The 24,262-nt window shown below is 56.1% G+C and carries 26 protein-coding genes; 11 read left to right on the top strand and 15 right to left on the bottom strand.

From position 1 onward, the window contains the following. Positions 1-2 precede the first annotated feature (2 nt). Genes CDI07_RS03580 through CDI07_RS03560 form a run of 5 tightly spaced genes read left to right on the top strand, consistent with a single transcriptional unit; the run spans position 3 to position 3,586 of the window. Complete coding sequence (locus tag CDI07_RS03580; RefSeq protein WP_088180298.1) at positions 3-515, top strand: 2-oxoacid:ferredoxin oxidoreductase subunit gamma; 513 nt, start codon at positions 3-5, stop codon at positions 513-515. Then, positions 512-1,660, top strand: a complete 1,149-nt coding sequence (locus CDI07_RS03575) for a 2-oxoacid:acceptor oxidoreductase subunit alpha (RefSeq protein ID WP_088180297.1) — start codon at positions 512-514, stop codon at positions 1,658-1,660. The genes CDI07_RS03580 and CDI07_RS03575 overlap by 4 nt, the downstream gene beginning before the upstream one ends. Beyond that, a complete protein-coding gene (locus tag CDI07_RS03570) occupies positions 1,661-2,506 on the top strand; it encodes a 2-oxoacid:ferredoxin oxidoreductase subunit beta (protein ID WP_088180296.1) in 846 nt (281 codons plus the stop codon). Further along, complete coding sequence (locus CDI07_RS03565; protein WP_088180295.1) at positions 2,503-3,063, top strand: 2-oxoacid:ferredoxin oxidoreductase subunit gamma; 561 nt, start codon at positions 2,503-2,505, stop codon at positions 3,061-3,063. Before CDI07_RS03570 ends, CDI07_RS03565 begins: the two co-directional genes overlap by 4 nt. Positions 3,064-3,112: 49 nt before the next feature. Further along, positions 3,113-3,586 carry a DUF192 domain-containing protein gene (locus CDI07_RS03560; protein ID WP_088180294.1) on the top strand — a complete coding sequence of 158 codons (474 nt, stop codon included), beginning with the start codon at positions 3,113-3,115 and terminating at the stop codon, positions 3,584-3,586. Here CDI07_RS03560 and CDI07_RS03555 read toward each other — a convergent pair. Beyond that, positions 3,583-3,930 (bottom strand): 6-carboxytetrahydropterin synthase, encoded by a 348-nt coding sequence (locus CDI07_RS03555; protein ID WP_088180293.1) that lies wholly within the window; start codon positions 3,928-3,930, stop codon positions 3,583-3,585. The two genes, CDI07_RS03560 and CDI07_RS03555, sit on opposite strands and share 4 nt — an antisense overlap. A gap of 160 nt (positions 3,931-4,090) precedes the next feature. Here CDI07_RS03555 and metG point away from each other — a divergent pair, with 160 nt between their 5' ends. After that, positions 4,091-6,322 carry a methionine--tRNA ligase gene (gene metG, locus CDI07_RS03550; RefSeq protein ID WP_088180292.1) on the top strand — a complete coding sequence of 744 codons (2,232 nt, stop codon included), beginning with the start codon at positions 4,091-4,093 and terminating at the stop codon, positions 6,320-6,322. Between the two features lie 4 nt (positions 6,323-6,326). On the opposite strand, the gene CDI07_RS03545 is transcribed toward metG, so the two are convergent. The 9 genes from CDI07_RS03545 to CDI07_RS03505 form a co-directional block, all read right to left on the bottom strand. Beyond that, positions 6,327-7,268, bottom strand: coding sequence for a helix-turn-helix domain-containing protein (locus tag CDI07_RS03545; protein ID WP_088180291.1), 942 nt, complete (start codon positions 7,266-7,268; stop codon positions 6,327-6,329). A 49-nt stretch (positions 7,269-7,317) separates the two neighbouring features. Further along, positions 7,318-8,451: a hypothetical protein gene (locus CDI07_RS03540; RefSeq protein ID WP_193432408.1), complete on the bottom strand. Its 1,134-nt coding sequence runs from the start codon at positions 8,449-8,451 to the stop codon at positions 7,318-7,320. 154 nt (positions 8,452-8,605) lie between these two features. Next, positions 8,606-9,445 (bottom strand): helix-turn-helix domain-containing protein, encoded by an 840-nt coding sequence (locus CDI07_RS03535; RefSeq protein WP_088180290.1) that lies wholly within the window; start codon positions 9,443-9,445, stop codon positions 8,606-8,608. 32 nt (positions 9,446-9,477) lie between these two features. Continuing rightward, the gene (locus CDI07_RS03530; RefSeq protein ID WP_088180289.1) at positions 9,478-10,686 is read right to left on the bottom strand and encodes a hypothetical protein; all 1,209 of its coding nucleotides are present in this window, start codon (positions 10,684-10,686) and stop codon (positions 9,478-9,480) included. Between the two features lie 61 nt (positions 10,687-10,747). Further along, positions 10,748-11,029, bottom strand: coding sequence for a hypothetical protein (locus CDI07_RS03525; protein WP_088180288.1), 282 nt, complete (start codon positions 11,027-11,029; stop codon positions 10,748-10,750). Positions 11,030-11,059: 30 nt separating this feature from the next. Beyond that, positions 11,060-11,812 carry a sulfite exporter TauE/SafE family protein gene (locus CDI07_RS03520; protein WP_088180287.1) on the bottom strand — a complete coding sequence of 251 codons (753 nt, stop codon included), beginning with the start codon at positions 11,810-11,812 and terminating at the stop codon, positions 11,060-11,062. Between the two features lie 71 nt (positions 11,813-11,883). After that, positions 11,884-12,648: a sulfite exporter TauE/SafE family protein gene (locus tag CDI07_RS03515; RefSeq protein ID WP_088180286.1), complete on the bottom strand. Its 765-nt coding sequence runs from the start codon at positions 12,646-12,648 to the stop codon at positions 11,884-11,886. 28 nt (positions 12,649-12,676) lie between these two features. Then, positions 12,677-13,672, bottom strand: coding sequence for a M42 family metallopeptidase (locus tag CDI07_RS03510; protein WP_088180285.1), 996 nt, complete (start codon positions 13,670-13,672; stop codon positions 12,677-12,679). Positions 13,673-13,681: 9 nt separating this feature from the next. Beyond that, positions 13,682-14,683 (bottom strand): 2-hydroxyacid dehydrogenase, encoded by a 1,002-nt coding sequence (locus CDI07_RS03505; RefSeq protein ID WP_088180284.1) that lies wholly within the window; start codon positions 14,681-14,683, stop codon positions 13,682-13,684. Positions 14,684-14,808: 125 nt separating this feature from the next. On the opposite strand from CDI07_RS03505, the gene proS reads away from it, so the two are divergent. After that, positions 14,809-16,257, top strand: coding sequence for a proline--tRNA ligase (gene proS, locus CDI07_RS03500; protein ID WP_088180283.1), 1,449 nt, complete (start codon positions 14,809-14,811; stop codon positions 16,255-16,257). Between the two features lie 51 nt (positions 16,258-16,308). On the opposite strand, the gene CDI07_RS03495 is transcribed toward proS, so the two are convergent. Then, a complete protein-coding gene (locus tag CDI07_RS03495) occupies positions 16,309-16,704 on the bottom strand; it encodes a pyrolysin (RefSeq protein WP_088180282.1) in 396 nt (131 codons plus the stop codon). Positions 16,705-16,793: 89 nt separating this feature from the next. On the opposite strand from CDI07_RS03495, the gene CDI07_RS03490 reads away from it, so the two are divergent. Together CDI07_RS03490 and CDI07_RS03485 are read left to right on the top strand one after the other, a co-directional pair. Beyond that, positions 16,794-18,401: a carbamoyltransferase gene (locus CDI07_RS03490; protein WP_088180281.1), complete on the top strand. Its 1,608-nt coding sequence runs from the start codon at positions 16,794-16,796 to the stop codon at positions 18,399-18,401. A 79-nt stretch (positions 18,402-18,480) separates the two neighbouring features. Further along, on the top strand, positions 18,481-19,650 hold the full coding sequence (locus tag CDI07_RS03485; RefSeq protein ID WP_088180280.1) for a pyridoxal phosphate-dependent aminotransferase: 1,170 nt from the start codon (positions 18,481-18,483) through the stop codon (positions 19,648-19,650). Here the strand turns inward: CDI07_RS03485 and CDI07_RS03480 are convergent. From CDI07_RS03480 to CDI07_RS03470, 3 genes are read right to left on the bottom strand one after another with little or no spacing between them, the layout of a single operon-like run. Next, positions 19,647-20,291, bottom strand: coding sequence for a metallophosphoesterase (locus CDI07_RS03480; protein WP_088180279.1), 645 nt, complete (start codon positions 20,289-20,291; stop codon positions 19,647-19,649). The genes CDI07_RS03485 and CDI07_RS03480 overlap by 4 nt on opposite strands. 11 nt (positions 20,292-20,302) lie before the next feature. Beyond that, positions 20,303-21,163, bottom strand: coding sequence for a M48 family metalloprotease (locus CDI07_RS03475; RefSeq protein ID WP_088180278.1), 861 nt, complete (start codon positions 21,161-21,163; stop codon positions 20,303-20,305). Between the two features lie 2 nt (positions 21,164-21,165). Further along, a complete protein-coding gene (locus CDI07_RS03470; RefSeq protein WP_088180277.1) occupies positions 21,166-21,708 on the bottom strand; it encodes an adenylate kinase family protein in 543 nt (180 codons plus the stop codon). Between the two features lie 140 nt (positions 21,709-21,848). Between CDI07_RS03470 and CDI07_RS03465 the strand changes: the two genes are divergently transcribed. Then, a complete protein-coding gene (locus CDI07_RS03465; RefSeq protein ID WP_088180276.1) occupies positions 21,849-22,064 on the top strand; it encodes a hypothetical protein in 216 nt (71 codons plus the stop codon). A 33-nt stretch (positions 22,065-22,097) separates the two neighbouring features. Here CDI07_RS03465 and CDI07_RS03460 read toward each other — a convergent pair whose 3' ends face one another. Then, positions 22,098-23,315 (bottom strand): methionine adenosyltransferase, encoded by a 1,218-nt coding sequence (locus CDI07_RS03460; protein ID WP_088180275.1) that lies wholly within the window; start codon positions 23,313-23,315, stop codon positions 22,098-22,100. A gap of 326 nt (positions 23,316-23,641) precedes the next feature. Here CDI07_RS03460 and CDI07_RS03455 point away from each other — a divergent pair, with 326 nt between their 5' ends. Further along, a complete protein-coding gene (locus tag CDI07_RS03455; RefSeq protein WP_088180274.1) occupies positions 23,642-24,262 on the top strand; it encodes a haloacid dehalogenase in 621 nt (206 codons plus the stop codon).

Below are 24,262 nucleotides of genomic sequence, written 5' to 3'. Positions count from 1 at the left end.
CCATGCAGGTTAGGTTCGCAGGCATAGGCGGCCAGGGCGTTGTCCTGGCCGGTGTTATACTCGGCGAGGCCGCCGCCATAGAGGGACTGAACGTCGTCCAGACCCAGGACTACAGCTCCGCGAGCAGGGGCGGTCATTCCATAGCGGACGTGATAATATCCAAGGAGCCGATTTACGACGTCATAGTCACCGAGGCGGACGTTCTCGTCGCACTCGCCCAGCTCGGCTACGACACCGTCAAGGACGAGCTGAGAAAGGATGGGCTGTTGATCATAGACACCGACCTGGTTAAGCCCGATAGGGTCTACATCGGTGCCCCGTTCACGCGCCTGGCTGAGGAGAGCACCGGTCTGGCACTCACCGTTAACATGGTCGCCCTCGGCTACCTCGTGGCGAAAACCGGCGTTGTGAAGAAGGAAAACGTCGAGGAGGCCATAAGGAGGAGGGTTCCCAAGGGAACCGAGGATATAAACATCAAAGCCTTCAGGGTCGGTTATGAGGAGGGATGCAGATGAGATACCCTTTTCCGGTCGGTAAGAGTGATTTCATTCAGGGTGATGAGGCGATAGCAAGGGCGGCGATCCTCGCGGGATGCCGCTTCTACGCGGGTTATCCAATCACGCCCGCGAGCGAGATATTCGAGGCCATGGCCCTCTATATGCCGCTGGTGGACGGCGTGAGCATACAGATGGAGGACGAGCTGGCGAGCATGGCGGCGATAATAGGGGCTTCATGGGCCGGGGCCAAGGCCATGACTGCAACGAGCGGCCCAGGATTCAGCCTCATGCAGGAGAACCTAGGCTACGCGATAATGACGGAAACTCCGGTCGTTGTCGTGGACGTCCAGCGCGGCGGTCCATCAACGGGTCAGCCGACCCTCGCGGCCCAGGGCGATATAATGCAGGCCATCTGGGGAACCCACGGCGACCATTCACTCATAGTTCTCAGTCCCTCAACCGTCCAGGAGGCCTTTGACTTCACCATAAGGGCCTTCAACCTGGCCGAGAAGTACAGGACGCCGGTGGTTCTTCTCACCGACGCGGAGATAGCCCACATGCGCGAGCGCGTTTACGTTCCCCTGCCGGAGGAGATCGAGATAATCGACCGCAAGCTTCCGGCTAACGAGGATGAGGCGAAGTTCCCGTTCGGCGACATACACGGCGACGGCGTGCCGCCGATGCCAATATTTGGCAAGGGGTACAGAACCTACGTCACCGGTCTCACCCACGACGAGAGGGGAAGGCCCAAGACAGTGGACGCGGAGGTTCACGAGAAGCTCGTGAGGAGAATAATCGAGAAGCTGGAGCGCAACAGGGAGAACATAATCTCCTACGATGCCTTTGAGCTCGATGACGCCGAGATAGCGATAGTGAGCACTGGCATAGTCTCCCGCTCGGCGGTAAGGGCCGTTAAGATACTCCGCGAGAGGGGCGTTAAGGCCGGCCTTCTTAAGCTCAACACGATATGGCCCTTCGACTTCGACATGATCGAGGAGCTTGCCGAGCGCGTGAAGAAGGTATACGTCCCGGAGATGAACCTCGGACAGCTCTACCACCTCGTCAAGGAAGGCGCCAATGGAAAGGCGGAGGTCGAGCTGATAGCGAAGATAGGCGGCGAGGTTCACACTCCGATGGAGATAGTCGAGAGGGTGGTGGGCTGAATGTACCTGAAATCCGCTTACGAGATTCGCGACAAGTACCTGAGAAAGGACATGCTCCCGACGATATTCTGTCCGGGCTGTGGAATAGGCTCGGCGCTCCAGTACACTCTCCGCGCGATAGATGACCTCGGCCTCAACCCGGACGAGATAGTATGGGTCAGCGGAATCGGCTGTTCCTCCCGCGTTCCGGGCTTCGTCAACTTCGACGGCCTCCACACGACCCACGGGAGGGCCTTAGCCTTCGCCACCGGCATAAAGCTCGCCAATCCGGACCTCAAGATAATCGCCTTCATGGGCGACGGCGACGCGGCAGCCATCGGTGGGAACCACTTCATCCACGCCATCAGAAGGAACCTCGACGTCACGGTGATACTCATCAACAACTTCACCTACGGAATGACCGGCGGGCAGGTCGCGCCGACCGCTCTGAAGGGCCTGCGCGGAACGACGGCACCCTACGGCCAGTTCGAGAACCCATTCGACATAGCCGACCTCGCGGTTTCGGCTGGAGCCAACTACGTGGCAAGGTGGAGCGTCTTCAACTACCTCCAGGGAATCAACAGCATCAAGAAGGCCCTCAACAAGGAAGGATTTACCCTCGTCGAGTTCCTCTCGCCGTGCCCGATAAGCTTCGGAAGGAGGAACAGAATGAAGACCGCTCCGGAACTGCTCCGCTGGTATCAGAAGATAACCGTCCCGCTCGCGAAGGCCAAGAAGATGCCACCGGAGGAGCTCGAGGGCAAGATAGTCATCGGAGAGTTTGCCGACAGGGACAGGCCGGGTCTCGTGAGGGAGTACGAGGCGTACAAGAAGCGTGCCAAGAAGATGATGGGGTGGGAAGAATGAGGAAGGAGATACTCTTCAGCGGCTTCGGCGGTCAGGGAGTCATCCTGGCGAGCGTCATCCTCGGGAGGGCCGCGGCGGTCTACGAGGGACTCTACGCCGTTCAGACACAGGCCTACGGGCCGGAGTCTAGAGGTGGAGCGAGCAAGGCAGAGGTGGTCATAAGCGACGAGCCCATAGACTACCCCAAGACCCTCAATCCCGACTGTGCCGTCTTCTTCTCCCAGGAGGCCTACAACAAGTACCTCCAGACTGTGAAGAGGGGGGCACGGATAATAGTCGAGGAGGAGCTCGTTCCGCACAGGGACACCGAGTTCGAGAAGGGGCTTGAGGTGGTCTCGCTGCCGCTCACGGAGATAGCCGAGGAAACCACCGGACTGAGCCTCACCATGAACATCCTCACCCTCGGAATCCTGACGGCGTGGACCGGCGTCGTGAGCAGGGAGGCCATAGAGAAGGCCGTTCTGGATGCGGTCCCCAAGGGCACTGAGGAGATAAACCTCAAGGCACTTCACAAGGGCTTCGAGCTCGGGGAGAAGGCAAAGGCCGGAGACCTCTAATTCCCTTTCTTTCCCAAAAACTTATCAACCCGCGCTCCCATTTCTTACCATGCTCGTCAACGAGACCAAGGAGAGAACATGGCACGGGCATGTGAAGCTGGCGGACAGCTTCTTTAAGCGCTTCAGGGGATTAATGCTGGTTAGAAACGTCAACTATGCCCTGGTCTTCGTTCTTCCGGCGGAAACCAAGGCCAACGCATCGATCCACATGTTCTTCATGCTGAGCGATATAGACGTAATCTGGCTGGACTCCGCGAGACGAGTGGTGGACTTTAAAACTGCCCGGAAATGGCGGTTCTACGCTCCGAAAGAGCCGGCCAAGTACATAATAGAAGGGCCGGTGGGCCTGATAAAAACGCTCGACGTTGAGGAGGGCGATTTGATAAGCTGGACCCCAAGCGAGGAGAAGGAAAGGGCCGTGCCGGTGAAGGTGTCGCTGCCCGATGGTCTCTCCTTCGAGAAGGGAACCAACGGAATGGCGCTCACAGAGAGCGTGAGGGAAGTTAAGGTGAAGGGGAACTAAAACTCAAACTCCACCCCGTTCTCTTCTCCTTCCCAGAGGATCACTCTTTTGAGCCTGACATCACCAGGCAGTTTTTTTCCGACCTCTTCTGCAATCCACAGGGCCACATTCTCGGTCGTCGGGTTCTCGAAGAGCGTGTTTAGGTTCCTGTGGTCGAGCTTCTCAATGATTTCGTTCACGATTCTCCTCAGCTCGAGGAAGTCCATTACGTAGCCGTTCTCCAGGGGGCCTTCAACGGCCACTTCAAGCCTGAACGTGTGGCCGTGTATCTCCTCGGGCTCTCCGTTGATCAGAACAGCATGGGCCGCCTCGAATTTGAAGCGCTCGATGATTCTGGCTTTCATGAGGGTCACCACAGTCCATGGATGCCATCCAAACTAAAACCTTTGGGCAGAGATTATGCATAACTCAACATATTTCGGCCATTTAAAAATAACCCACCGTAATGCTTAAAACCCGCAGGTCTTATAAGGCTCTAAACCCATTGCCGGGACGGTGGTTAAAATGGTCAGGTACATGGTAACATCCGCTCTTCCTTACGCTAACGGTCCGATTCACGCGGGACACCTGGCAGGAGCGTACCTTCCAGCGGACATCTTCGTGCGCTACCTTAGACTTAGGGGCGAGGAAGTCTTGTTCATCTGCGGAACCGACGAGCACGGGACGCCGATAACCTTCCGCGCGCTGAAGGAGGGAAGAAGCCCGAGGGAGATAGTTGACGAGTTCCACGAGCACATAAAGACGACCTTTGAGAGGGCAAAGATAAGCTTTGACTACTTTGGAAGGACTGAGCTGCCGGTTCATTACCGGGTAAGCCAGGAGTTCTTCCTCAAGGCGCTTGAGAACGGCCACCTAGTCAAGAAGGTCACCAAGCAGGCCTACTGCGAGCACGACAAGATGTTTCTGCCCGACCGATACGTCATAGGCACCTGTCCCTACTGCGGCGCCGAGAACCAGCGCGGTGACCAGTGTGAGGTCTGCGGTCATCCACTGACGCCGGAGAAGCTCATCAACCCGCGCTGTAACATCTGCGGCAACCCGATAACCTTCAAGGACTCGGCCCACTACTACATCCGCATGCAGGACTTTGAGGAGCGGCTGAAGGAGTGGGTTCTCGGCCAAGAGCACTGGAAACCGAACGTCAGGAACACCGTTCTCGGCTGGATTAACGAGGGCCTCGAAGAGAGGGCCATGACGAGGGATCTCAACTGGGGAATACCCGTCCCCCTCGACGACGAGGACGTTAAAGGAAAGGTGCTCTACGTCTGGTTCGAGGCCCCAATAGGCTACATCTCGATCACAATCGAGCACCTGAAGAGGGAGGGAAGGGAGAACGAGTGGAAGAAGTTCTGGCTCAACCTCGACGGCGAGACCAAGGTCATCCACTTTATCGGCAAGGACAACGTGCCCTTCCACGCGATATTCTGGCCCTCCTTCCTGATGGCCTACGGAAAGTACAGGGATGAGGAAGTCGAGGCCGAGTGGAACCTGCCCTACGACATTCCCGCCAACGAGTACCTCAACCTCGAGGGCAAGAAGTTCTCCACCAGCAGGAACTGGGCCATATGGGTTCACGAGTTCCTAGACGCCTTCCCGGCAGACTACCTGCGCTACTACCTCACCGCCATAATGCCCGAAACTCGCGATAGCGACTTCAGCTTCGCCGACTTCAAGAGCAAGATAAACGAGGAGCTCGTTAACAACCTCGGAAACTTCGTTCACAGGGCGATGACCTTCGCCAACCGCTACTTCGATGGAACCGTGCCGGAGAGGGGCGAGCTGGACGACCTCGACAGACAGGCCTTCGAGGAAATCGAGAAGGCGTTTGAGGAGACCGGGGAGCTGATAGCCCGCTACAAGTTCAAGGACGCGTTAAAGCGGGTCATGGAGCTCGCCATCTTCGGCAACCGCTACTTCGACTACCAGAAGCCGTGGAAGACCGCCAAAACCGACCGCGTGAGGACGGCAACCACCGTGAACATATCCCTCCAAATAGTCAAGGCCCTTGGAATCCTGCTGGAGCCGTTTCTCCCCGATGCCAGCGAGAAGATATGGCACCTCCTCAACCTTGAGGAGCTCAAGCGCTGGAAGTTCACCGAGATTCCGGCCGGACACAGGGTTAGGAAGGCCACCCCGATGTTCAAGAAAGTAACCGACGAGGACATCATCTACTTCATCGTGAACTACATAGCACGGGGCAACCCCAAAAGCGCCAGGCTGCTCCTCGATAAGTATTACAAGCGGGACGATGTGATGAAGATTGCCCTCGAGCGCTTCGGGGAGGCCAAACGGGAAGAGGCCATGGCAATCCTTAAGAGCATCTATGGGGATGAAATCGGGGTCAAATCTGAAAAGCCCGGAAAAGTCTCGAAGAAGGAGAAGGTGAAGAAAAAGGAGGAAGGTGAAAGCATGGGATACATCAGCTTTGATGACTTCCTGAAGCTCGACCTGAGGGTCGGAAAGATAATCGAGGTCAAGGATCACCCGAACGCCGACAGGCTCTACGTAGTCAAGGTCGATTTGGGCGACGAGGTCAGGCAGCTCGTCGCTGGTTTGAAGAAGTACTACAAGCCGGAAGAGCTGCTCAACCACTACGTCGTCATCATAGCAAACCTCGAACCCAAGAAGCTCAGGGGAGTAGAGAGCCAGGGAATGCTTTTAGCAGCTGACGACGACGAGAACGTGGCTTTGCTCATGCCGGATAAAGAAGTAAAGCTGGGTGCGAGAATAAGGTGAGTGCTCAAAGTTTGAGCTCCACCCAGTTCTCCCTCTTCTTCTTGTAGACCCTCACGAGTCCCTGTTTCTCAAGGCGCTGGAACATTCTCCAGGCGGTCGTCTTCGGGATACCGAGCATCTCTCGAACTTCTGCCTGCTTGGCCCTACCGCCCCTGTCGAACAGATAGAGCAGGGCTTTCTCCTCGTCCTTCGTCAGTTCGTACTCCTTGAGGCGCCTCTCGAAGTCCTCCCTGCCGATGCCAGCGGTTTCTCCTCCATCATGGCGTCTCATGTAGACGAAAACTCCACCCACTGCAAGGACGAGGAAGGCTAGGACGCCGATCATCGTCCAGTCCCGGTTTGTGGAACCGCCGCTAGGAGCTTTGGCCGGTGTACTCGGAGTTGGTGATATCCCCAAGTTGGGAGACTCCGTAGTCGTTCCAGACACTGGCGGAGCTGTCATTGAAGTAGTTCCCGGTGGCCGGAATTCGAGAACATACGAAACCGTCTGGTTTCCAGCGGGCATGAGTATGGAGTTGCCGTTTATCTCGAGGGGTATGTCCGTCAGGTCAACTATAACCGCGTTGTCAGGAAAGGTTATTTTAACAGGGAGATTTGAACTGAAACGGATGCCCCATATGGAGCCATTCTTCGTAGTCAAGTCGGGGGTGTAATACGTTACCCTAATCCTAGTGGCGTTTTCAAAGTACACCACGAGCATGGAACCGTTTATTTCATTGGGGAGGGGATTTCCAGCCCCATCCACAACGGTTAGACCTTCAATGTCAGCCGCGAGGAGGGGGATGGAAACGCTAACGGTGTAATTCTCAGGCTGGATAATCTCCACTACCTTGACGTATCCATCCGGATAGACGATGAGTTCGCGGGATTCGGTGGAGTACTGCCCGCTCACGAGGGTGGTGAGCATTACTGAGATTATGAGCACAAGGACTGAATTGTTCCTCATTCAAGCACCTCCGGGCTTGGAAAAATGAAACGAAGCTGACAGAGACAGTTCAATCGGAGTCCCAGGGATCCCAGCACTCCGTTTCATTCATCCAGTCCTCTTCATCGGGGAAGTTCTCTTCCCAGGCATCCCAATTCATGTCATCGTCCATGCTACCCATCCATGGATCCTCTAGCTCCATAGTGATTTCCATCATCTCAAAGAGTTCCTCGTTTAGGACTTGAATCATCTCAAGCGCTTCATCATACTGAGCACTCTCAACGAGAAGGTTGAACTGCTCGTACATCGTCTGAAACTCTAGGAATTCCTCCTCAATACCGGTGGCATTCATCGTCATGTTTTCAAAGGGAGTTATTAGTTTTTCCATAAGCTCCATCTGTCTCTGCAGCTTCTCCATGAAAGTCCTGCTTATCTCCTCTGCCCTTGCAAAGACTATTCTCTCCGAGAGTTCTTCGACGGCATCCTCAAGCTTGTCCATGAGCTCCTCCGCGTACTCGAGGTCGCTCCGAAGAGAGGTGACGTTGCCGCTATCGAGGTCCTGGGCAACGACCATGTAGGCGGCCTTGGTCTCGTTGTAAAGCTCCATGACAGAGGTGACGTTGAGACCCTCGGCCTTGGCCTCTGCAATGACTTTCTCAACGTACGGGAAGTACTCCTCAGCCCTGTGAAGCTCTTCTCTAGCTTCCATTATCGTCTCATAGTACTCGTGCTCTTCCTCCATCTTCTTTTCCTCGTGCTCCCCATAGTGGTCAATGATATCCTCGATAACCTCTCTGTAGAGGCACAGAGCCTCCATGGAGGCGTTTATGCTGTCGCTGTAATTGCCTGCGTTGTAAAGCTCCCATGCCCGAGCACGCATTTCCTCAGCCCGGGAGTAGAGATCAAGGGTATAGTTAGAAATCGTGACGTTGCTCTCATTGAGCTCGGCTATCAGGCAGGCAGTGTAGTTGGCGACCTTATCCACTATCACGAGCAGATTGTAGGCCTGAATCGCGCTTATGTTCGTCTCGTTGGTGATGTTTGTGACATCAACAGGGGTGGCGTTGCTGGCCGGAATGGTCTGGTTGTCCACTACTGTGGTGTTGGTTGCAGTGCCATTCACACTGGCCGCCCATGCCGCGGTACTGAGCGGTAGCAGTGCCCCTATGAAGATCACCAGCAGAGTTTTCATACTCATCTTCATGGCCCTCACCTGACACTGTGTAGGTATCCACACGTATATTAGGAACCCGCCGGACTTTGCTCGTTTCAGAACGTTTCTCCACGTTTCTTTCTGCGGGAGAAGTGCTCAAGAAGAGAAAAGAAGTATTCAAACACCCCTGCTATATGCGGCAGCCCTAAAACCTGAGCTCCACCCAGTTTTCCTTTCTGCCCTTCAGAACCTTCACAAGACCCTTCCTCTCGAGGCGCTTGAACATCCTCCAGGCGGTGGTCTTCGGCAGGCCTATCGCCTCCCTAACCTCGGCCTGGCTGGCCTTCCCGCCTTTGTCGAAGATGTAGAGCAACGCGCGCTTCTCCTCCTCGTTGAGGTCGAGGTTCTCAAGCCTGGCCTGGAACTCCTCGCGGGTCGGCATTGAGCTCTGACCCCTTTTCTTTCTCCATAGGGCGTAGGCAGAGCCCCCGACTACCGCGAGCCCTCCAAGGAGAGCGAGATACGACAAACTGCCTGCCCCGCTCTCCCCTCCGACCCCTCTGCCGTTGAGCGTGTAGGAAACGCTCTGGTTTCCGGGGGGCATGGTTATTGAGTTCCCTGCTATCTCAAGCGGTATGTCGCTCAGGTCAACCACTATGGCGTTTTCGGGCAACACAACTGTGAAGGAATCGTTGGTCGCAACGTGAAGCGTCCACACCATGCCCTCCTTCGCGGTCAGGTCGGGGGTGTAGTAGGAGACCTTGACTACCTCGGCGTCCCCGGAATAGATGAGGAGACTTCCGTTCTCAAGCCGGAAGTTCAGGGGGTTTCCGTCCTCGTCCTCAACGATGACGTTTTCGTAATGGTCTCCTATGAGAGGAAGTTCAATCTGGGAGGAGTACTCCGCGGGCAGGAGTTCATATTCAACCTTGACGTAGCCGTCATCGTAAACCGTCAAAACCAGGGATGAGACGGTATATGCACTAACCCAAGGCAGGAGGATGAGCGTTGCCACCAGGAAGACTGCAACTTGCCTGAGTCTCATTTAAGCATCCCTCCGTAATGAAAAAGGAAAGGTCAGGAGTGGGCGAGTATGAACTCGTCTACCCTGTGGAGCATCTCTAGGGCTATCGCGAAGTGGGCCTTGGCCTGGAGGGGCTTCTTTGCCTTGAGAAGCTCGACGCCTATCCTGAGCTCCTGGGCGGCCACCTTCAGCTGAACCTCCGCCCTGGTGGTGTCGACACCCCTGCCCTTAAGCTCGCGGAGTGCCTTTGCGTCCTTCTGAATCCTGTTGTTCATCTCCCTGAGGAAAGCGCGGACGTCCTTCAGCTTTTCATCGAGCTCCCTCTCGCGAACCTTCCTGAGTACGAACTCAACGGCGTTGTGGAACTCAACTATGGTTTCCCTGTTATCCTTCATGACGGTCAGAGCGTCCTCCCACTTGCCCTCGTCCGCGAGAGCCTTGACCTGATCGTAAACCTCCGAGAAAGCATCGAGCCTCTCCTGGAGCTCCGTCACGTTGTAACCGTTCTGCTCCCCGACTTCGATTGCCTTCTGAGCTATCTCCATTCCCTTCTCGCCCTTGATCAGGAAGTCCTTGACGATCTCCTCGGCGTTTGCATAGGCGAGCTCCTCGCGGACCTTTCTCAGCTCCTCGTCGAGGAGAGCTTTCTTCTCCTTGGCAACTTCATAGTCTGCCTTCGCCTTTTCGTAGTCCCCGGCCTTAAGGTCATCTAGCACAACTTTGTAGGCATCCTTGGTCTCGTTGTAGAGCCTGGTGAGGTTGCTCACGTCTATCCCTTGGTTCTGGGCGATGTTTATTGTCTTCTCAACGAACCTGAAGTACTCCGTCATGCGCTCGATTTCCATCTTAATGCGTTCCCTTACATCCTGGACCCTCTCCTTGGCCTCCTTGAGAGCTGAGAGGGCAACCTTGTAGTGGTGCATGGCAGTGAGGCTGTCCAGTATCGAGTTGTAGTAGTCGCCGGCCTCGTATTCACTCATCGCCTTTTCCTTGTAGTCCTCTGCGAGCTCGTAGTGGGTTAATATCGTCGAGTTCTCGGGCAGCTTGTCCTTTATGGGTTCTATCTTGTCCTCGGCGAACTTGCTCAGCCTCTGAAGCTGGTCAATCAGCTGACCCGCTATCACCATCTCCCTGGTGCTGTTGTCCATTGCCACTCCGGTGTACGATTCGGTGGTGTTGTTGCTCTCAGCTAGACCCAGCGGTATTACGCTGCCAAGGAGCAGCATTGCCAGGGCCAGTGCAAAGCCCTTCATCCCCTTCATGGACATCACCGATGAAGGCTAGGCTCTGAACCTATTTGAGGACTCCGACGGAACGAACGTTTCAGAGCGTTCCATTCTTCTCAAGCTCCCTTATATGAAGTGCTGTGGCACATATTCCCTCCACCACGTTCCCAAAATGCGGAATCTCACCGAACTGGGCGTACAGGCTTCCGTAGTTCGGGTGCCACGCATCGACCTGCTCGCGTCCCCTGGCGGTGATGATGTACACCACCCACCCCCTATCCTTGAGGGTCTCAACGAGCTTCCATGCGTTCGTCATGTCGTTTTCATCCTCTATCTCGACTCCGTACTCGGTCTTGATTTTCTCGAACACTTCTTTCATGTTCTTCCCCAGAGGAACTAGTCAAGGAGATTAAAAACCTTTGAGTGCCTTGAGGAGGAGCCTCACCGCTACCATTATCAGAAGAACCGAGAACAGTATCTTAAACCGCCTTGGATGAAGCTTCGGAACCAGTCTGGCCCCCACGGCGGCCCCTATTATGAGACCTGGGGATAGCAGGAGCGCCGTTTGAAGGTCCACCTGCCCGAGTCCGATGTGGGTGGCCGTTCCCACCAGAGCCGTGAAGAACAGGGCGAGGCTGGACGTTCCAACAGCGTAATTCACGGGGAGACCCGCGAGGGTGTGGAAGAGGGGGACGTTCAATACCCCTCCGCTGACCCCCAAGAGTCCGGAGGTCAGGCCGGAGAGGGCACCGATTAGCGGGACCTTCCGGTAATTTATCCTCAGTGCCTCCCCGCGGTTTCTTACATCGTTTCGTTTGACGAAGACGTAGGCAACGTAGATTAGGAGAAGGCCGAACACTGCCTCCAGGATGTTTGAGTTCAGCATTCCCGAGAGGTACGCGCCTATCACCGCGGCCGGAATTGAAAAGACCTCCTTCAGGAAAGCCACTCGGTAGAGAACCCTGCCGGCCCGAATGTGAGCGTAGGCTGAGGAGAGGGAGCTTATCGTTATGCACGCGAGGCTGGTTCCGATAGCCACGTGAATGGGCAGTCCAAGGAACACCAGCGAGGGAACTATGAGGAACCCGCCTCCGACTCCAAACAGACCCGCTATGGTGCCTATGAGGGTACCTATTAAAACGGCCATCGCAGGGTTAAGCATTCCGCATCGGCCCGGTATCTCCGGGAGGGTTTATATAATTTAGGAGGGGTGAATCAAAGGAGAAGAGGGCCTCACGGAACAGGAAGTCCAAGGCCCTTCAGAATCATTCTCAGAGCCAAGAGGGCCATGACGACCGCGAAGGCCTTCTTCAGGCTGCTCGCCCTCGTTCTCTTCGCTATCCTCGCACCGAGCTGGGCGCCTATGATGAGGCCCGGAACAAGGAGAACCAGCCACTGGGTCTCCACATTGCCCATGGCGTAGTGTTTGAGCGCTCCAGCCGTTGCGGTGAAGACTATCGCAAAGCTTGAAGTTGCCACCGCGTAGTGTATCGGCAGGCCGAGGTAAGTCAGGAAGGGCACGTTGATTATGCCCCCACCTACGCCGAGGAGGCCGCTCGCTATCCCTGCGAAGAAGCCTCCAAGTGGAACCAGCTTGTAGTTAATCTCAACGTCCTCGAGCCTGACTTCACTCGGTTCGGCCGTTTTCTTGCGGTATATCCTCACCGCGACGATAATCAGCGCGAGACCGAAGATTACCTTCAGCTGGGCGGCACTTATAAAAGAAGTCAGCCACGCGCCGATGTAGGCACCGATTACGGCCGTCGAGGCCAGCAGAAGGCCGGCCTTGTAGTGTATTCTTTTCTGCCTTGAGTATGCTACCGCCGAGCTGAGGGATGTAAAGACGACAGCGGCGCTCGATGTGCCTACCGCGTGGTGTATCTCGACGCCGAGGAAGTTCAGCGTCGGAACTATCAGGAATCCGCCACCGAGGCCAAAGAGCGCCGCGAGTATGCCGATGAATATCCCGACTGCGAAGTAGCCGACGTATTTTAGCACCAAATCACCCCCGTCTTTGATTGAACGCTCACAGTTCGAAGGCTATCGCCTCTATGAGTTTTATCAGGGCCTCGAGGTCGGCCAGGTGGAGGATCTCGACTTCGCTGTGGAGGTACCTTATCGGAACGCTCAAAGCGAGAACCTCGCTCTTATGCTGGAAGGCCGATGCATCCGTTCCGCCGCCCGTGACACCTATCTGAAGGGGAATCTCGTTTCTCGACGCTATCTCGGTAACCTTTCTGGCGAGCTCCCTCGTGTAGATCGCGGAGTTATCAACGGCTCTTATCACCGCTCCCCCGCCGAGCTTCACATCACCGGTCAGGTCGCCGCAGCAGGCAAAGGAATCGACGGCGAAGGCGTACTTCGGTGAGTACCTCTCGGCCAAAAAGCGGGCACCCTTAAGACCAACCTCCTCCTGCACGGTGAAGGCAAAAATCCACCTTCCGTCCAAATCGTGGTCCACCAGGTCCTTTATTGCCTCAACTAAAGCGACGACACCGAAGCGGTCATCCAGCGAGCGGGTTGAAACGTAGCGGTGGTTGAGAACCGCAAAATGCTTCTTGAAGACCGCGTAATCAAGCGCCTTGACCCCAAGCGCTTCCGCCTCCTCCCTGCTCTCGGCACCGATGTCTATGACCAGCTTGCTCCAGGGAACCGTGTCGAACTTTCTTTCGAGGTTGAGGTGCACCGGAAGGGCACCTATGACGCCGTCGAGCTTTCCGTTCTCGGTTATAACATCAAAATGCCTCCCGTAGAGGAGTCTGTCGTCTATTCCGCCGATTTTCCTAAAGGTGAGCTTTCCGTCCGGTCTTATTCCAGTGATTAGAAGGCCTATCTCGTCCATGTGGGCCATGAAGATGCCCTTAAGCTCGCCCTCGCCGAGCTCGACTATGAGATTCCCAATGGTATCAACCGTGTAGTCGGCGTAAGGTTCAATCCATTCCTTTATCTTTTCCCTCACCCTCTCCTCGTAGCCCGAGATTCCGGGAATCTGCGTTATCTCCCTCAGCTCTTCAACGAGCATGATATCACCTCAGAGCATCCTCACCCTCTCCGGAGGGCGGATTTCGACCACTTCACGGTTCACCAGGGTGTCCGGAATCTCGCCGCGGAGAACCGCGAGAAGGTTCTTAACCGCCTGGAATCCCATATCCTCCATGGCCTCCTTTGAGAGACCTGCGTAGTGGGGCGTTAGGACGGTCTCCCACTCGTGCTTGAACAGCTCGTGCTCCTGAATCGGCTCGTTCTCGAAGACGTCGCTCGCGTAGCCCTTCAGCTTTCCTTCCTCGATGGCCTCCACGAGGGCCTTCTCGTCCACGAGGGTTCCGCGTCCGATGTTGACGAGGTACTTGCCTTCGAGGAGCTTTAGTCTCTCCGCGTTGATTATGTGGTAGGTCTCTGGAAGGGCGGGAAGGGCCAAAATCACGATATCGCTCTCCCTCAGGACGTCGTCGAGGGGAAGGTATCTCGCGTTTACTTCTTCCTCTATATCGGGCTTCCGAGAGCGGGACCAGTAGAGTATCTCCGTCCCCATCGCCTTCATTCTTCGTGCTATGGCCTTTCCTATGGCGCCCATCCCGAGGATTCCAACCTTTTTCCCATAAACGGTCTCTATATCCTTGAAGCCACCCCATATCGTCCGGTGGGAATCCCACTTGCCGGCGCGGATGAACCTGTCGGAGTAGGCTATCTTCCTGAGGAGGGCTATCGTGAGGCCGACCGCGAACTCCGCAACGGCTTCGCTGAGGACGCCCGCAACCTTTGTGACGTATATCCCCCTCTCCGTTGCCGCTTTAACGTCAACGTGGTCGTAGCCTGCTGAATGGCAGCTTATCACCCTCAGCCTGTCGGCCCTCTCGATGACCTCACGTGGAAACGGGTTCAGTGGAGAGAGTATCACCGCGTCGAATTCTTCTATTCGCTCCTTCAGTTCATCAACGTCGGGATACAGGATGAACTCGACGTCCGCGTACTTCTTGAGTTCCTCAACAGGTTTGCTCTTCATCTTAAAGAGAACGGCCACCTTCGGCCTCATGGTATCACCTTAAGATGGTTATCGAAACGAGCCTAATAAGGTTTTTGCATGGAATTCCTCAAAATTCCGGCCCGGCACCGGGAAAACTTAAAAACTTTTCCGGTTTCTCCCTTTAGGTGGTGTAGATGGGTAAGGTGGAGAGGAAGAAGTGGAGCGAGGAGTTCAGCGAGTGGTACAACGAGCTGATTGAAACGGCCGGAATCCAGGATAAGCGCTATCCGGTCAAGGGGATGAACATCTGGCTCCCGTACGGGCTGAAAATCATGAGGAACATTGAGAGGTTCATACATTCCGAGATGGAGAGAACCGGGCACGATGAGGTTCTGTTCCCGGCGCTCATCCCTGAAACCGAGTTCCAGAAGGAGGCCGAGCACATAGCCGGCTTCGAGGGCGAGGTATTCTGGGTCACCCATGCCGGCCACGACCCCCTCGATGTCAGGCTCATCCTTCGCCCGACGAGCGAAACCGCTATGTACTCGATGTTCTCCCTGTGGATCCGCTCCCACGCGGATTTGCCCTTCAAAATCTACCAGATAGTTAACGTTTACCGCTACGAGACCAAGCACACGAGGCCATTAATCCGTGTCAGGGAGATAAGCCGCTTTTTCGAGTCGCACACCGCCCACGACAGCTTTGAGGATGCAGAGAGACAGATAAAGGAGGACCTCCAGATATTCGACAGGCTTGCAAGGTTCCTAGCTCTGCCCTACATAGTCTCCAAGAGGCCCGACTGGGACAAGTTCCCCGGTGCCTACTACTCCCTCGGGGCAGAGGTCATGATGCCCGACGGCAGGACTCTCCAGATAGGAACCATGCACAACTACCGCCAGAACTTCGCGAAGGCCTACAACATCCAGTACGAGACGGAGAGCGGAGACCACGAGTACGTCCACCAGACCACCTTCGGAATGAGCGAGCGCCTTCTCGCGGCTGTCATAGCCATACACGGCGACGACAGGGGAATGGTTCTGCCTCCGACGGTGGCCCCGATACAGGTCGTGATCGTGCCGATTCCCAAGAAGGACGCCGAGGCTGACGTCTTCGCCTACGCCCGCGAGATAGCGGAGGAGCTTAGGACGGCAGGTCTCAGAGTCCACGTTGACGAGCGTGACATAAGGCCGGGAAGGAAGTTCTACGACTGGGAGCTCAAGGGAGTCCCCCTCCGTGTGGAGGTTGGTCCAAGGGACGTTGCGGGCAGAAAAGCCGTTATAGCCAGGCGCGACACCCTTGAGAAGGTCACGGTTGAGCGCGATGCCATCGTTGATGAGGTTAGGAAAACCCTCGATGCGATTCATGAGAACCTGTACGTCCGTGCCAGGGAGTTCCTTGAGAGCCACATAAAGCGCGTCGAGACCATAGAGGAAGCCAAGGCCGTCTTCGAGGACAGGCGCGGAATAGTGGAGATAGCATGGTGCGGCGAGGAGAGCTGTGGACTTGAGATGGAGGAGATACTCGACGCCAAGATGCTTGGAACGCCCTACCCCGAGGAGAAGGCCAAAGCCCCAGAGGGCAAGAAGTGTCCGGTCTGTGGCCGGGAGGCAAAATTTGTGGCGAGGTTCGCAAGAACCTACTGATCTCTTTTTTCAGCATTTACTTTTGACGTTCAAAGGAATAAAGAAGAGGAATCAGGCGGTCTGATTCTCAAGGGGAGCGAGCGCCTCTTCGAGAACCTCAACGGCCTGGCTCATGTAGAGGTAGGCCTTCCTTATGTGGACGCTGAAGACAACCCAGCTGAGGGTGCGGCTTCCCTGGGGGATGCCGTAGGTGAGGGCCTGGCTGTACTCGGCGCTCGCGTTGTTGTAAAGCTCCATCGCGAGGGAAAGGGTCTCGTTGCTGACGTTCATCTGAGCGCTGAGGTTGTAGAGCTCGTTGAACTTGTGCTCATCGCTCTGGTACAGGTAGTACCAGGCCATTGACTGCTTGATGAAGCTCTCATAGCTCCACGTCGCAGCGCTCACCGCCCCGGCGAAGGGGACGAGCACCAGGAGGAAAAGGGCCAGGATTGCAGCAACCTTCTTCATGGTTTCACCTCCAATACCTATTCATCCGCCCGGATTTTTAAATTCTTCCCTTCCCCAACGTTTAAAAAAGGAAGGTGGAATGCACCACCATGATTCTAGGAATCCACGACGGTCACGACGCGGGTGCGGCGCTCATTGACGGAGGTAGGGTATTCGCCGTCAACGAGGAGAGGCTCAACAGGGTCAAGAAATACAGGGGCTTTCCGGCCCTGAGCGTGCGGAAAGTCCTGGAGATGGCGGGGGCTAGTCCAGAAGACGTTGAAATCATAGCCGTTGCAGGCATATTCCGGAAGCAGAAACGACTTCTTGAGCTCGAGGAGAACCTCCACGCACTCTTCGGGCCCGAGTTTAAGGGGAAGGTCCTTTTCGTTGAGCATCATCTGGCCCATTCGGCATCGGCCTACTACACCTCTGGCTGGAGAGATGCCCTCGCAGTAAGCATTGATGCCGCGGGAGACGGACTGAGCTCCTCGATTTACGTCGCGAGAGATGGAGAGATGGTCAGGATAGCCCAGAGCACCTACCTCGACTCCCTGGGGGATTTCTACGCCTCCGTTACCGAGCTTCTGGGCTTCAAACCGATGCGCCACGAGGGAAAGGTAATGAGCCTCGCCGCCTACGGGAGGCCTACATACGATTTAAGCTCGATCATAGAGCTCAACGGGCTGAGCTTCGACAACCATCTCGGAGTAATCGGGGTTGAGGCGACGAGGAAGCTCGCCGAGCTCTTTGATTATCCCCTCAGACACTCCAGGGAGATCGCCCTCCAGATGAAGCGCGGAAAGCTTGAGGGTAAGCTCCAGAAAAAAGCCATGGAGATAGCGGCAAGCGCTCAGGCCCACTTGGAGAAGCTGATTGAGGAGCTGGGAGTTAAACTAACAGATAGAGGCCTTCCCGTTGCCTACGCCGGGGGAGTTGCCCAGAACGTCAAGGCGAACGCAGTCCTAAGGAAAATCTTTGGAGACGATAACCTCTGGGTCTTCCCGGCGATGGACGACGGAGGTCTGGCCTTCGGAGCGGCGGTTTTTGTGAAGGCGCAGATGGAGAGGCTTGACGGGAGATGGAGACCGTTCAGGCTGGAACACGTCTACCTGGGCCCAGATTATTCAGACGGACAGGTTGAGGAATTCCTGAGGAACGAGGGCGTTGAGTTCGAGGAGGTTGACGTTTCCGGTTTCGTGTCGGACGCCTTGGCCGAGGGCAGGCTGGTCGGTTTCTTCCAGGGCAGTATGGAGTTCGGGCCGAGGGCTTTGGGAAACCGCTCGATTTTGGCAAATCCTATGGATGAGGCCGTCAAGGAGAGGCTCAACGTTGCCCTGAAGCGCGATGTCTTCCAGCCATTCGCGCCTTCGCTGCGGTGGGAGAGGGCTGAGGAGTACCTCGAAGACCTCAACGGAAGGCCCAACGAGTTCATGACCATGAGCTACACCGCGAGCGAAAGCTTCAGGGAGCTCGCTCCAGCCGTCGTTCACGTGGACGGCACAACGAGGCCGCAGGCGGTGAGAAGGGAAATCAACCCGATTTACTACGAGGTAATTAAAGCCTTCGAGCGGAAGACCGACATGGGTGCGGTGCTGAACACGAGCTTCAACATGCACGGGGAGCCCATAGTCTGCTCGCCGGAGGACGCACTGAGAACGTTCAGAAGGGCGAAGCTCGACCTGCTGATCCTCGGGAAATTTGCTGTTCACCAGTGAACCTTTAAGCACTTCGATGAACATCTTTTCGTTGAGGTAAAGTTATAAACATTGTCCCCAAACTCCTTCGGTGATGCTTATGGCGCTGAGCGACAGGCTGGAACTCGTCAACCCTTCTGAGATTAGGAAGCTCTTCGACCTTGCCCAGGGTGTTGAGGGTCTCATCTCACTCGGAATCGGTGAACCAGACTTCGACACCCCCGAACATATCAAGGAGTATGCGAAGGAAGCCCTCGACAAGGGAATGACCCATTACGGGCCGAACGCGGGTTTGATGATGCTCAGGGAAGCCCTCGCGTGGAAGCTGAAGGAGCAGAACGACATCGAGGTTGATCCGAAGACCCAGGTCATGGTGACCGTCGGGGCGAACCAAGCTTTTCTGATGGGATTCGCGGCCTTCCTGAAGGACGGGGAAGAGGTTCTCATCCCGAGCCCGATGTTCGTCAGCTACGCCCCAACGGTTCTCCTTGCGGGCGGAAAGCCGGTCGAGGTTCCGACCTACGAGGAGAACGAGTTCAGGCTGAGCGTTGACGACCTCGAGAAGCACGTTACGGACAAAACCAGGGCCATCATAATAAACAGCCCAAACAATCCGACCGGTGCTGTTCTCACCAAGAAGGACCTCGAGGAGATAGCGGACTTCGCCGTTGAGCACGACCTCATAGTCTTCAGCGACGAGGTCTACGAGCACTTCGTCTACGACGGCGTTAAGAACCACAGCATAGCCTCCCTCGACGGCATGTTTGAGCGCACTCTCACCATAAACGGTTTCTCCAAGACCTTTGCCATGACCGGCTGGCGCCTCGGATTCGTGGCCGCCCCCGAGTGGATAATCGAGAGGATGACCCGCTTCCAGATGTACAACTCGACCTGCCCGGTTACGTTCGCCCAGTACGCGGCGGCGAAGGCCCTGAAGGACGAACGCAGCTGGAGAGCCGTCGAAGAGATGCGGAAAGAGTACGACAGGAGAAGGCACCTCGTCTGGAAGCGCCTGAACGAGATGGGACTTCCGACGGTCAAGCCCAAGGGAGCGTTCTACATCTTCCCGCGCGTGAGGGACACCGGCCTGACCAGCAAGGAGTTCAGCGAGCTGATGCTCCTGGAGGCCAAGGTCGCCGTCGTCCCTGGTTCGGCTTTCGGAAGCGCCGGGGAGGGCTACATCAGGATAAGCTACGCGACTGCCTACGAGCAGCTCGAAGAGGCCATGGACAGAATGGAAAAAGTGCTGAAGGAGAAGAAGCTCGTTTAAAGCTTCTTCAGCTCCACCTTTATCTCTTCTTCGAGTTCTATCACGGCGTAATACTTCCTGAAGAGCGGGCCGGGGTTCACCACTATGGTCTCTCCAATCCGGTCGATTCCCCTCCCCTCGTGTATGTGACCGCAGACAACCAGCGGGGGCTGCCTCTCCTCTATGAACTCCCTGAGTGCTCTGCTACCAACGTGATGGCCGAAGTGGACCCTGTCGGCGACCGTTCCATGGGGTGGAACGTGGGAGAGGATTATGTCCCCCTCGCGGTAGTTTCGCTCGAGTATCCCTCCAATCTCATCCTCCGTCAGCTCCCATATGGTGTGGAATGGCGTGATGTTGGAGCCCCCGATTCCAACTATGCCAACTCCACCGACCTCAACCCGCCTGTTGTGGGCGTTTATCCCCAGTTCCGTCAGGAGTTCCGGGACGTCTCTGCCGTCGCAGTTGCCGTGTACCGCCACCAGGGGCATCCCGAGCTCAAGCATTGGCGCCAGGACTTCCCTCGCCTTATCGGAACCGCTGAAATGCGTGAGGTCCCCGGCCACCAGAAGGGCGTCAAATTCCCCGCCCCTCAGCACCTCGGCAAGCTGACGGGCCCTCTTGGCGTTTCCATGGATGTCGGTAACCGCTATGAACCTCACGGAACCACCCCCTACGTGTAGATGCCCATCTCTTCGGCGAGCTTCAGGAGCCTCTCGGCCCTATCCTTCGTTGGAGGGTGCGTGGAGACCATGTCCGCGAGGTCACCCCGGAACGGGTTGACTATAAAGATGGGTGATGTCGCGAGGTTCCCTCCCCGCATCGGTCGGAAGGAGATTGCCTTTTCGAGCTTGAGAAGGGCGCTGGCCAGGGCGAGCGGTTTCCCGCTTATCCTCGCGCCGTGCTCATCCGCGAAGTACTCGCGCGAGGGACTGAGGCCAACGTGAAGGAAAATCCCCGCTATCGGCGTGAGAATCCTCAGAAGGGGACCATCGTTGGGGTTGCTCCTCTTCCTGGTGCGGGAGGGCGGGTTTATCAAGCGGTCGATGGAATAGGCCACGCCAAGGAGGGAGCCACCGATCACGGAGACTAGGGTCTGAAGGGGCGTGTCGTTGTTGATTATGTGTGCAATCTCGTGGGCAATGGCGCCCTCTATTTCCTCGGGGTCCAGAACCCTGAGAAGGCCATAGGTCAGAACTATCGTGCTGCTCCCGGGCCCCTTGCCGGCGGAGAATATGTTGGGGGTTCCAACCGGAGCCAGGGCCAGCCTGGGAACCGGAATCCCGGCGCTGGAGGCGAGCTTTCTCAGCACGGCGTACAGGTAGGGATAGTCACTCTCCCCAACGAGCCTTGCCCGGTACCATCTCATCAGAATCCGGTCGCCGTACCAGTAAACCAGGAAGTACGCGATGAGAACCACAACGATGGCCGCAGTGAGGCCCCTTCTCTCCCACAGGAGATACCCAATAATGACCGGGATAATCGCAACGAGGAGTATCGTGAGCAGAAACCTGAGCCATTTGAGGGCCCCCATATTTAATCCCCTCCGAGCATTAGATACTGGACGACGTCATCGTAGGCCCAGCTCCAGTCGACTATCCCAACTCTCCTCTTCACCCCCTCATTCAGGAGGGATAGAATCTCGTCAACCACTTCATCGGGAGTTTTGCCTGTGGTGTCCACCTCTATGACGTTTTCGTTCTCCTCGATGGCCTCGACGAGGATAACGTCCACGAGCTCGGCCTCGACGTTCTCGGCAAGCTTTTTGCGGGGATAACCCCTGGATTCGAGCCTCTCGGCCACCATCTTGGGATGCAGGCGGAGAACCACAACAACATCGGCTGGAACCAGGTGACTCAGGTGACCGTCTATCACAACATCCCTCCCGGAGAACTCATCCCCAACTGCCCGGGAGAGCTCGTCAACGTCTATCTCGATTTCATCCCCTACCTTCTCCCCGATGCCCTTTGCCAGGGCGAAGTCCTTTATGCTCACGTATTCATACCCAAGCCTTTCGCTCAGGATTTTGGAGACCGTGGTTTTACCGACTCCGGGAGTACCACTCACGGCGATTATCATCGATTTACCCCCGAGAACTCACTCTATTTTGTTACCGGAAGTTTATATGCTTGTTCCTCGTTAATCGTCGAATGTACATGTAGCATTCAGCGAAAACCTTTTAAGGACTATAGTTTCTATATAGACGCAGGTGACACGAAATGGAGAGGCTAAAATTACTTCAGAGGAAGTTGCACGTTGTGAAGAAGCAGAAGGAGCTCCTCATGCTTGAGGAGGCCAAACTCATAAGGGTGGCCCGTCAGAAAAAGGTGGCCGCCAAGAAGCTCGCCAAAGTCAAGAAGGAGAAAGTTGCCCTCGCCCTCGAAGAGGCGAGGCTCGTCAGGGTTCTCAAGCAGAACGGCTATCCCGCCGTCTGAGTTTTTTCAAAACTTTTAGAAAAGGAGAAAAGCTCAGAAGACGTTGAGCTTGTCCTCCAGTATCATCTTCTGTATCTTCGTTATGTCCGCGAGCCATGCATCCGCTATCTCGTAGGCCGGCTTCTGGATGGTCTCGAGGTGGTAGCCCTTCTTCGGGATAACCTGAACGCTCGCGACGAGCGGCTCGTCGATGGGCTTGCCTATCTGGCTGAGTATCCTGACGTAGACCTCCTCGACGCCCTCGACCTGCTCGGCGATGTCGTTGGCGATGAGCATCGAGAGGAGGTTGTAAATCTTTCCAACGTGGCTGACCGGGTTCTTTCCGGCCGCGGCCTCCATGCTCATGTGCCTGTTCGGGGTGATGAGGCCGTTAACGCGGTTACCCCTTCCAACGCTACCGTCGTCGCCGGCCTCGGCGCTGGTTCCGGTGACGGTGATGTAATAGATGCCCTTCTCCGGGTCGTCGGCGGTGTTGACGTAGATGTTGACCTTCCTCTCGGTGTGCTCCTCCGCAACCGAGCGGGCGGCCTCGTAGATAGCGTCCTTAACGGCCAGGTAGTCCTCGGGGGTCTGAACCTCGCTGTCAACTATCGCAGCGGCTATGGTGAGGTCTATCTCGTCGCCCTTCCTGAGGCCCATGACCTTGATGTCCTCACCGACGGCGGGGTACTTCCTCTTGAACCCGTCGCTGTTGAGGAGCCTCTCGGTCTCGAGGACTATCCTCTCGGTCTCGCTGAGGGGAGCGTAGCCAACTCCAAAGCTGGTGTCGTTGGCGAGCGGAATCGGGTTCTCCTTGGCCTTGTTAAAGACTCCAACGAGGTCAACGCTTCCCTGGCCTATGCGGGAGTCTATGACGACGTGGTTCTCAAGGTCCAGGTGGCGAACGGCCTTTCTGAGGTAGTCCTTGGCGGCCCTGATGGCTATCTCGTGAACCGGGAAGAACTCGCGGTCAACCATCTCGACGGCCCTTCCGGAGAGGAGGATGTATATCGGCTTGATGACCTCACCGCCCCCGAACTTCGGGTAGGCCCTTCCGCCGACGACCTCAACCTGGTCGGTGTTGTGGTGGAGTATGATTCCGTACCTCTTGATGTACTCTCTGCTGAGCGCCCTGCTGACGGCCTCGGCTATTCCATCGGCTATGCTGTCCGGGTGGCCGATTCCCTTCCTTTCAACGAGCTCAACCTTCTGCATCTCAACCGGAGTCCTCATGAGCTCCTCAACCACTATGTTCCTAACCTTCTCAGCCATGATCGTCACCCCTCAAGGTCTGTATGGACGGCTCTGTTCATCACTTTATATATTTTTCGGCATGAATTCGGGAGCCGAATATTCCTGAGAGTTATCAACACCAAAATCCTTAAAATTTTTCCCGAAAATTCTCCATACGGCATCCGACTACGCCCGGTGGCCCGGTCCCCGGAGCGTTCGGGCAGCGATGAAGGGGTGCGACGATGCCGGGCGGACAGGGCTTGGTCTCCGGACCGCCCGAGGGTGCCGTCGAGCTGCCGATGATGGTGGGGGATGGCCAAGCCCACATTTTTAACCGGTTCTTCCTAACATCCCCCGGTGAGAGCATGGAGCTAAAAACAATCATAGATGAGATACGAACCGTGCTGGATGAGAAAGACGCCCTGAGGGAGGAGGCTCTGAGACTCACGAGGGAGATAGTTCGCCTGAGTGGGGACGCCATAAAGGCCCTCCATCGCGGCGAAGCCGAGAAAGCCTCCGACCGTCTCAAACTTGCCGGCGAGAGGGTAAAGAGCCTGAGGGAAAAGCTCAGGGAGCATCCCGACATATACTTCACGGGCTACGTTCAGAGCGCCCACCAGGAGTTCGTGGAGGCGAGCCTGTTCTTCGCGTACATCACGGGCAGAAGATTCCCGTCACCATCCGAACTGGGGGTTCCGCACGCGGACTATGCACTGGGAATAGGCGACTTCATAGGGGAGCTGAGGAGGCGCTTCCTGATACTGCTCCTGGAGGGAGATATCGAGGGCGCCGAGGAGGTCTACCGTTTCATGGAGGCTATCTACGAGGAGCTCATGACTCTCGAGTATCCGAAGGGGCTCGTGAACATCAGGGGCAAGCAGGATCAGGCCAGGCACATCCTTGAGAGAACCCTCGAGGACCTGACGAGGGCAAAGCTGAGCAGAAAGCTGGAGGAGAAGCTGGAGACTGCGATTGGGAAAGAATGA

This window comes from Thermococcus sp. 5-4 (assembly GCF_002197185.1).
Taxonomy (GTDB): Archaea; Methanobacteriota_B; Thermococci; order Thermococcales; family Thermococcaceae; genus Thermococcus; species Thermococcus radiotolerans.
The sequence above is the reverse complement of the archived record's forward strand: the minus strand, read 5'-3'. Positions and strand labels throughout refer to the sequence as shown.

Coding starts and splice junctions, on each gene's coding strand:
- CDI07_RS03575 (WP_088180297.1), top strand. CDS start 512: ATGAGATACCCTTTTCCGGTCGGTAAGAGTGATTTCATTCAGGGTGAT.
- metG (WP_088180292.1), top strand. CDS start 4,091: ATGGTCAGGTACATGGTAACATCCGCTCTTCCTTACGCTAACGGTCCG.
- CDI07_RS03505 (WP_088180284.1), bottom strand. CDS start 14,683: ATGAGGCCGAAGGTGGCCGTTCTCTTTAAGATGAAGAGCAAACCTGTT.
- CDI07_RS03525 (WP_088180288.1), bottom strand. CDS start 11,029: ATGAAAGAAGTGTTCGAGAAAATCAAGACCGAGTACGGAGTCGAGATA.
- CDI07_RS03465 (WP_088180276.1), top strand. CDS start 21,849: ATGGAGAGGCTAAAATTACTTCAGAGGAAGTTGCACGTTGTGAAGAAG.
- CDI07_RS03510 (WP_088180285.1), bottom strand. CDS start 13,672: ATGCTCGTTGAAGAGCTGAGGGAGATAACGCAGATTCCCGGAATCTCG.
- CDI07_RS03455 (WP_088180274.1), top strand. CDS start 23,642: ATGGAGCTAAAAACAATCATAGATGAGATACGAACCGTGCTGGATGAG.
- CDI07_RS03530 (WP_088180289.1), bottom strand. CDS start 10,686: ATGAAGGGGATGAAGGGCTTTGCACTGGCCCTGGCAATGCTGCTCCTT.
- CDI07_RS03460 (WP_088180275.1), bottom strand. CDS start 23,315: ATGGCTGAGAAGGTTAGGAACATAGTGGTTGAGGAGCTCATGAGGACT.
- CDI07_RS03570 (WP_088180296.1), top strand. CDS start 1,661: ATGTACCTGAAATCCGCTTACGAGATTCGCGACAAGTACCTGAGAAAG.
- CDI07_RS03540 (WP_193432408.1), bottom strand. CDS start 8,451: ATGAAGATGAGTATGAAAACTCTGCTGGTGATCTTCATAGGGGCACTG.
- CDI07_RS03555 (WP_088180293.1), bottom strand. CDS start 3,930: ATGAAAGCCAGAATCATCGAGCGCTTCAAATTCGAGGCGGCCCATGCT.
- CDI07_RS03580 (WP_088180298.1), top strand. CDS start 3: ATGCAGGTTAGGTTCGCAGGCATAGGCGGCCAGGGCGTTGTCCTGGCC.
- CDI07_RS03470 (WP_088180277.1), bottom strand. CDS start 21,708: ATGATAATCGCCGTGAGTGGTACTCCCGGAGTCGGTAAAACCACGGTC.
- CDI07_RS03565 (WP_088180295.1), top strand. CDS start 2,503: ATGAGGAAGGAGATACTCTTCAGCGGCTTCGGCGGTCAGGGAGTCATC.
- CDI07_RS03535 (WP_088180290.1), bottom strand. CDS start 9,445: ATGAGACTCAGGCAAGTTGCAGTCTTCCTGGTGGCAACGCTCATCCTC.
- CDI07_RS03490 (WP_088180281.1), top strand. CDS start 16,794: ATGATTCTAGGAATCCACGACGGTCACGACGCGGGTGCGGCGCTCATT.
- proS (WP_088180283.1), top strand. CDS start 14,809: ATGGGTAAGGTGGAGAGGAAGAAGTGGAGCGAGGAGTTCAGCGAGTGG.
- CDI07_RS03520 (WP_088180287.1), bottom strand. CDS start 11,812: ATGCTTAACCCTGCGATGGCCGTTTTAATAGGTACCCTCATAGGCACC.
- CDI07_RS03495 (WP_088180282.1), bottom strand. CDS start 16,704: ATGAAGAAGGTTGCTGCAATCCTGGCCCTTTTCCTCCTGGTGCTCGTC.
- CDI07_RS03475 (WP_088180278.1), bottom strand. CDS start 21,163: ATGGGGGCCCTCAAATGGCTCAGGTTTCTGCTCACGATACTCCTCGTT.
- CDI07_RS03545 (WP_088180291.1), bottom strand. CDS start 7,268: ATGAGGAACAATTCAGTCCTTGTGCTCATAATCTCAGTAATGCTCACC.
- CDI07_RS03560 (WP_088180294.1), top strand. CDS start 3,113: ATGCTCGTCAACGAGACCAAGGAGAGAACATGGCACGGGCATGTGAAG.
- CDI07_RS03485 (WP_088180280.1), top strand. CDS start 18,481: ATGGCGCTGAGCGACAGGCTGGAACTCGTCAACCCTTCTGAGATTAGG.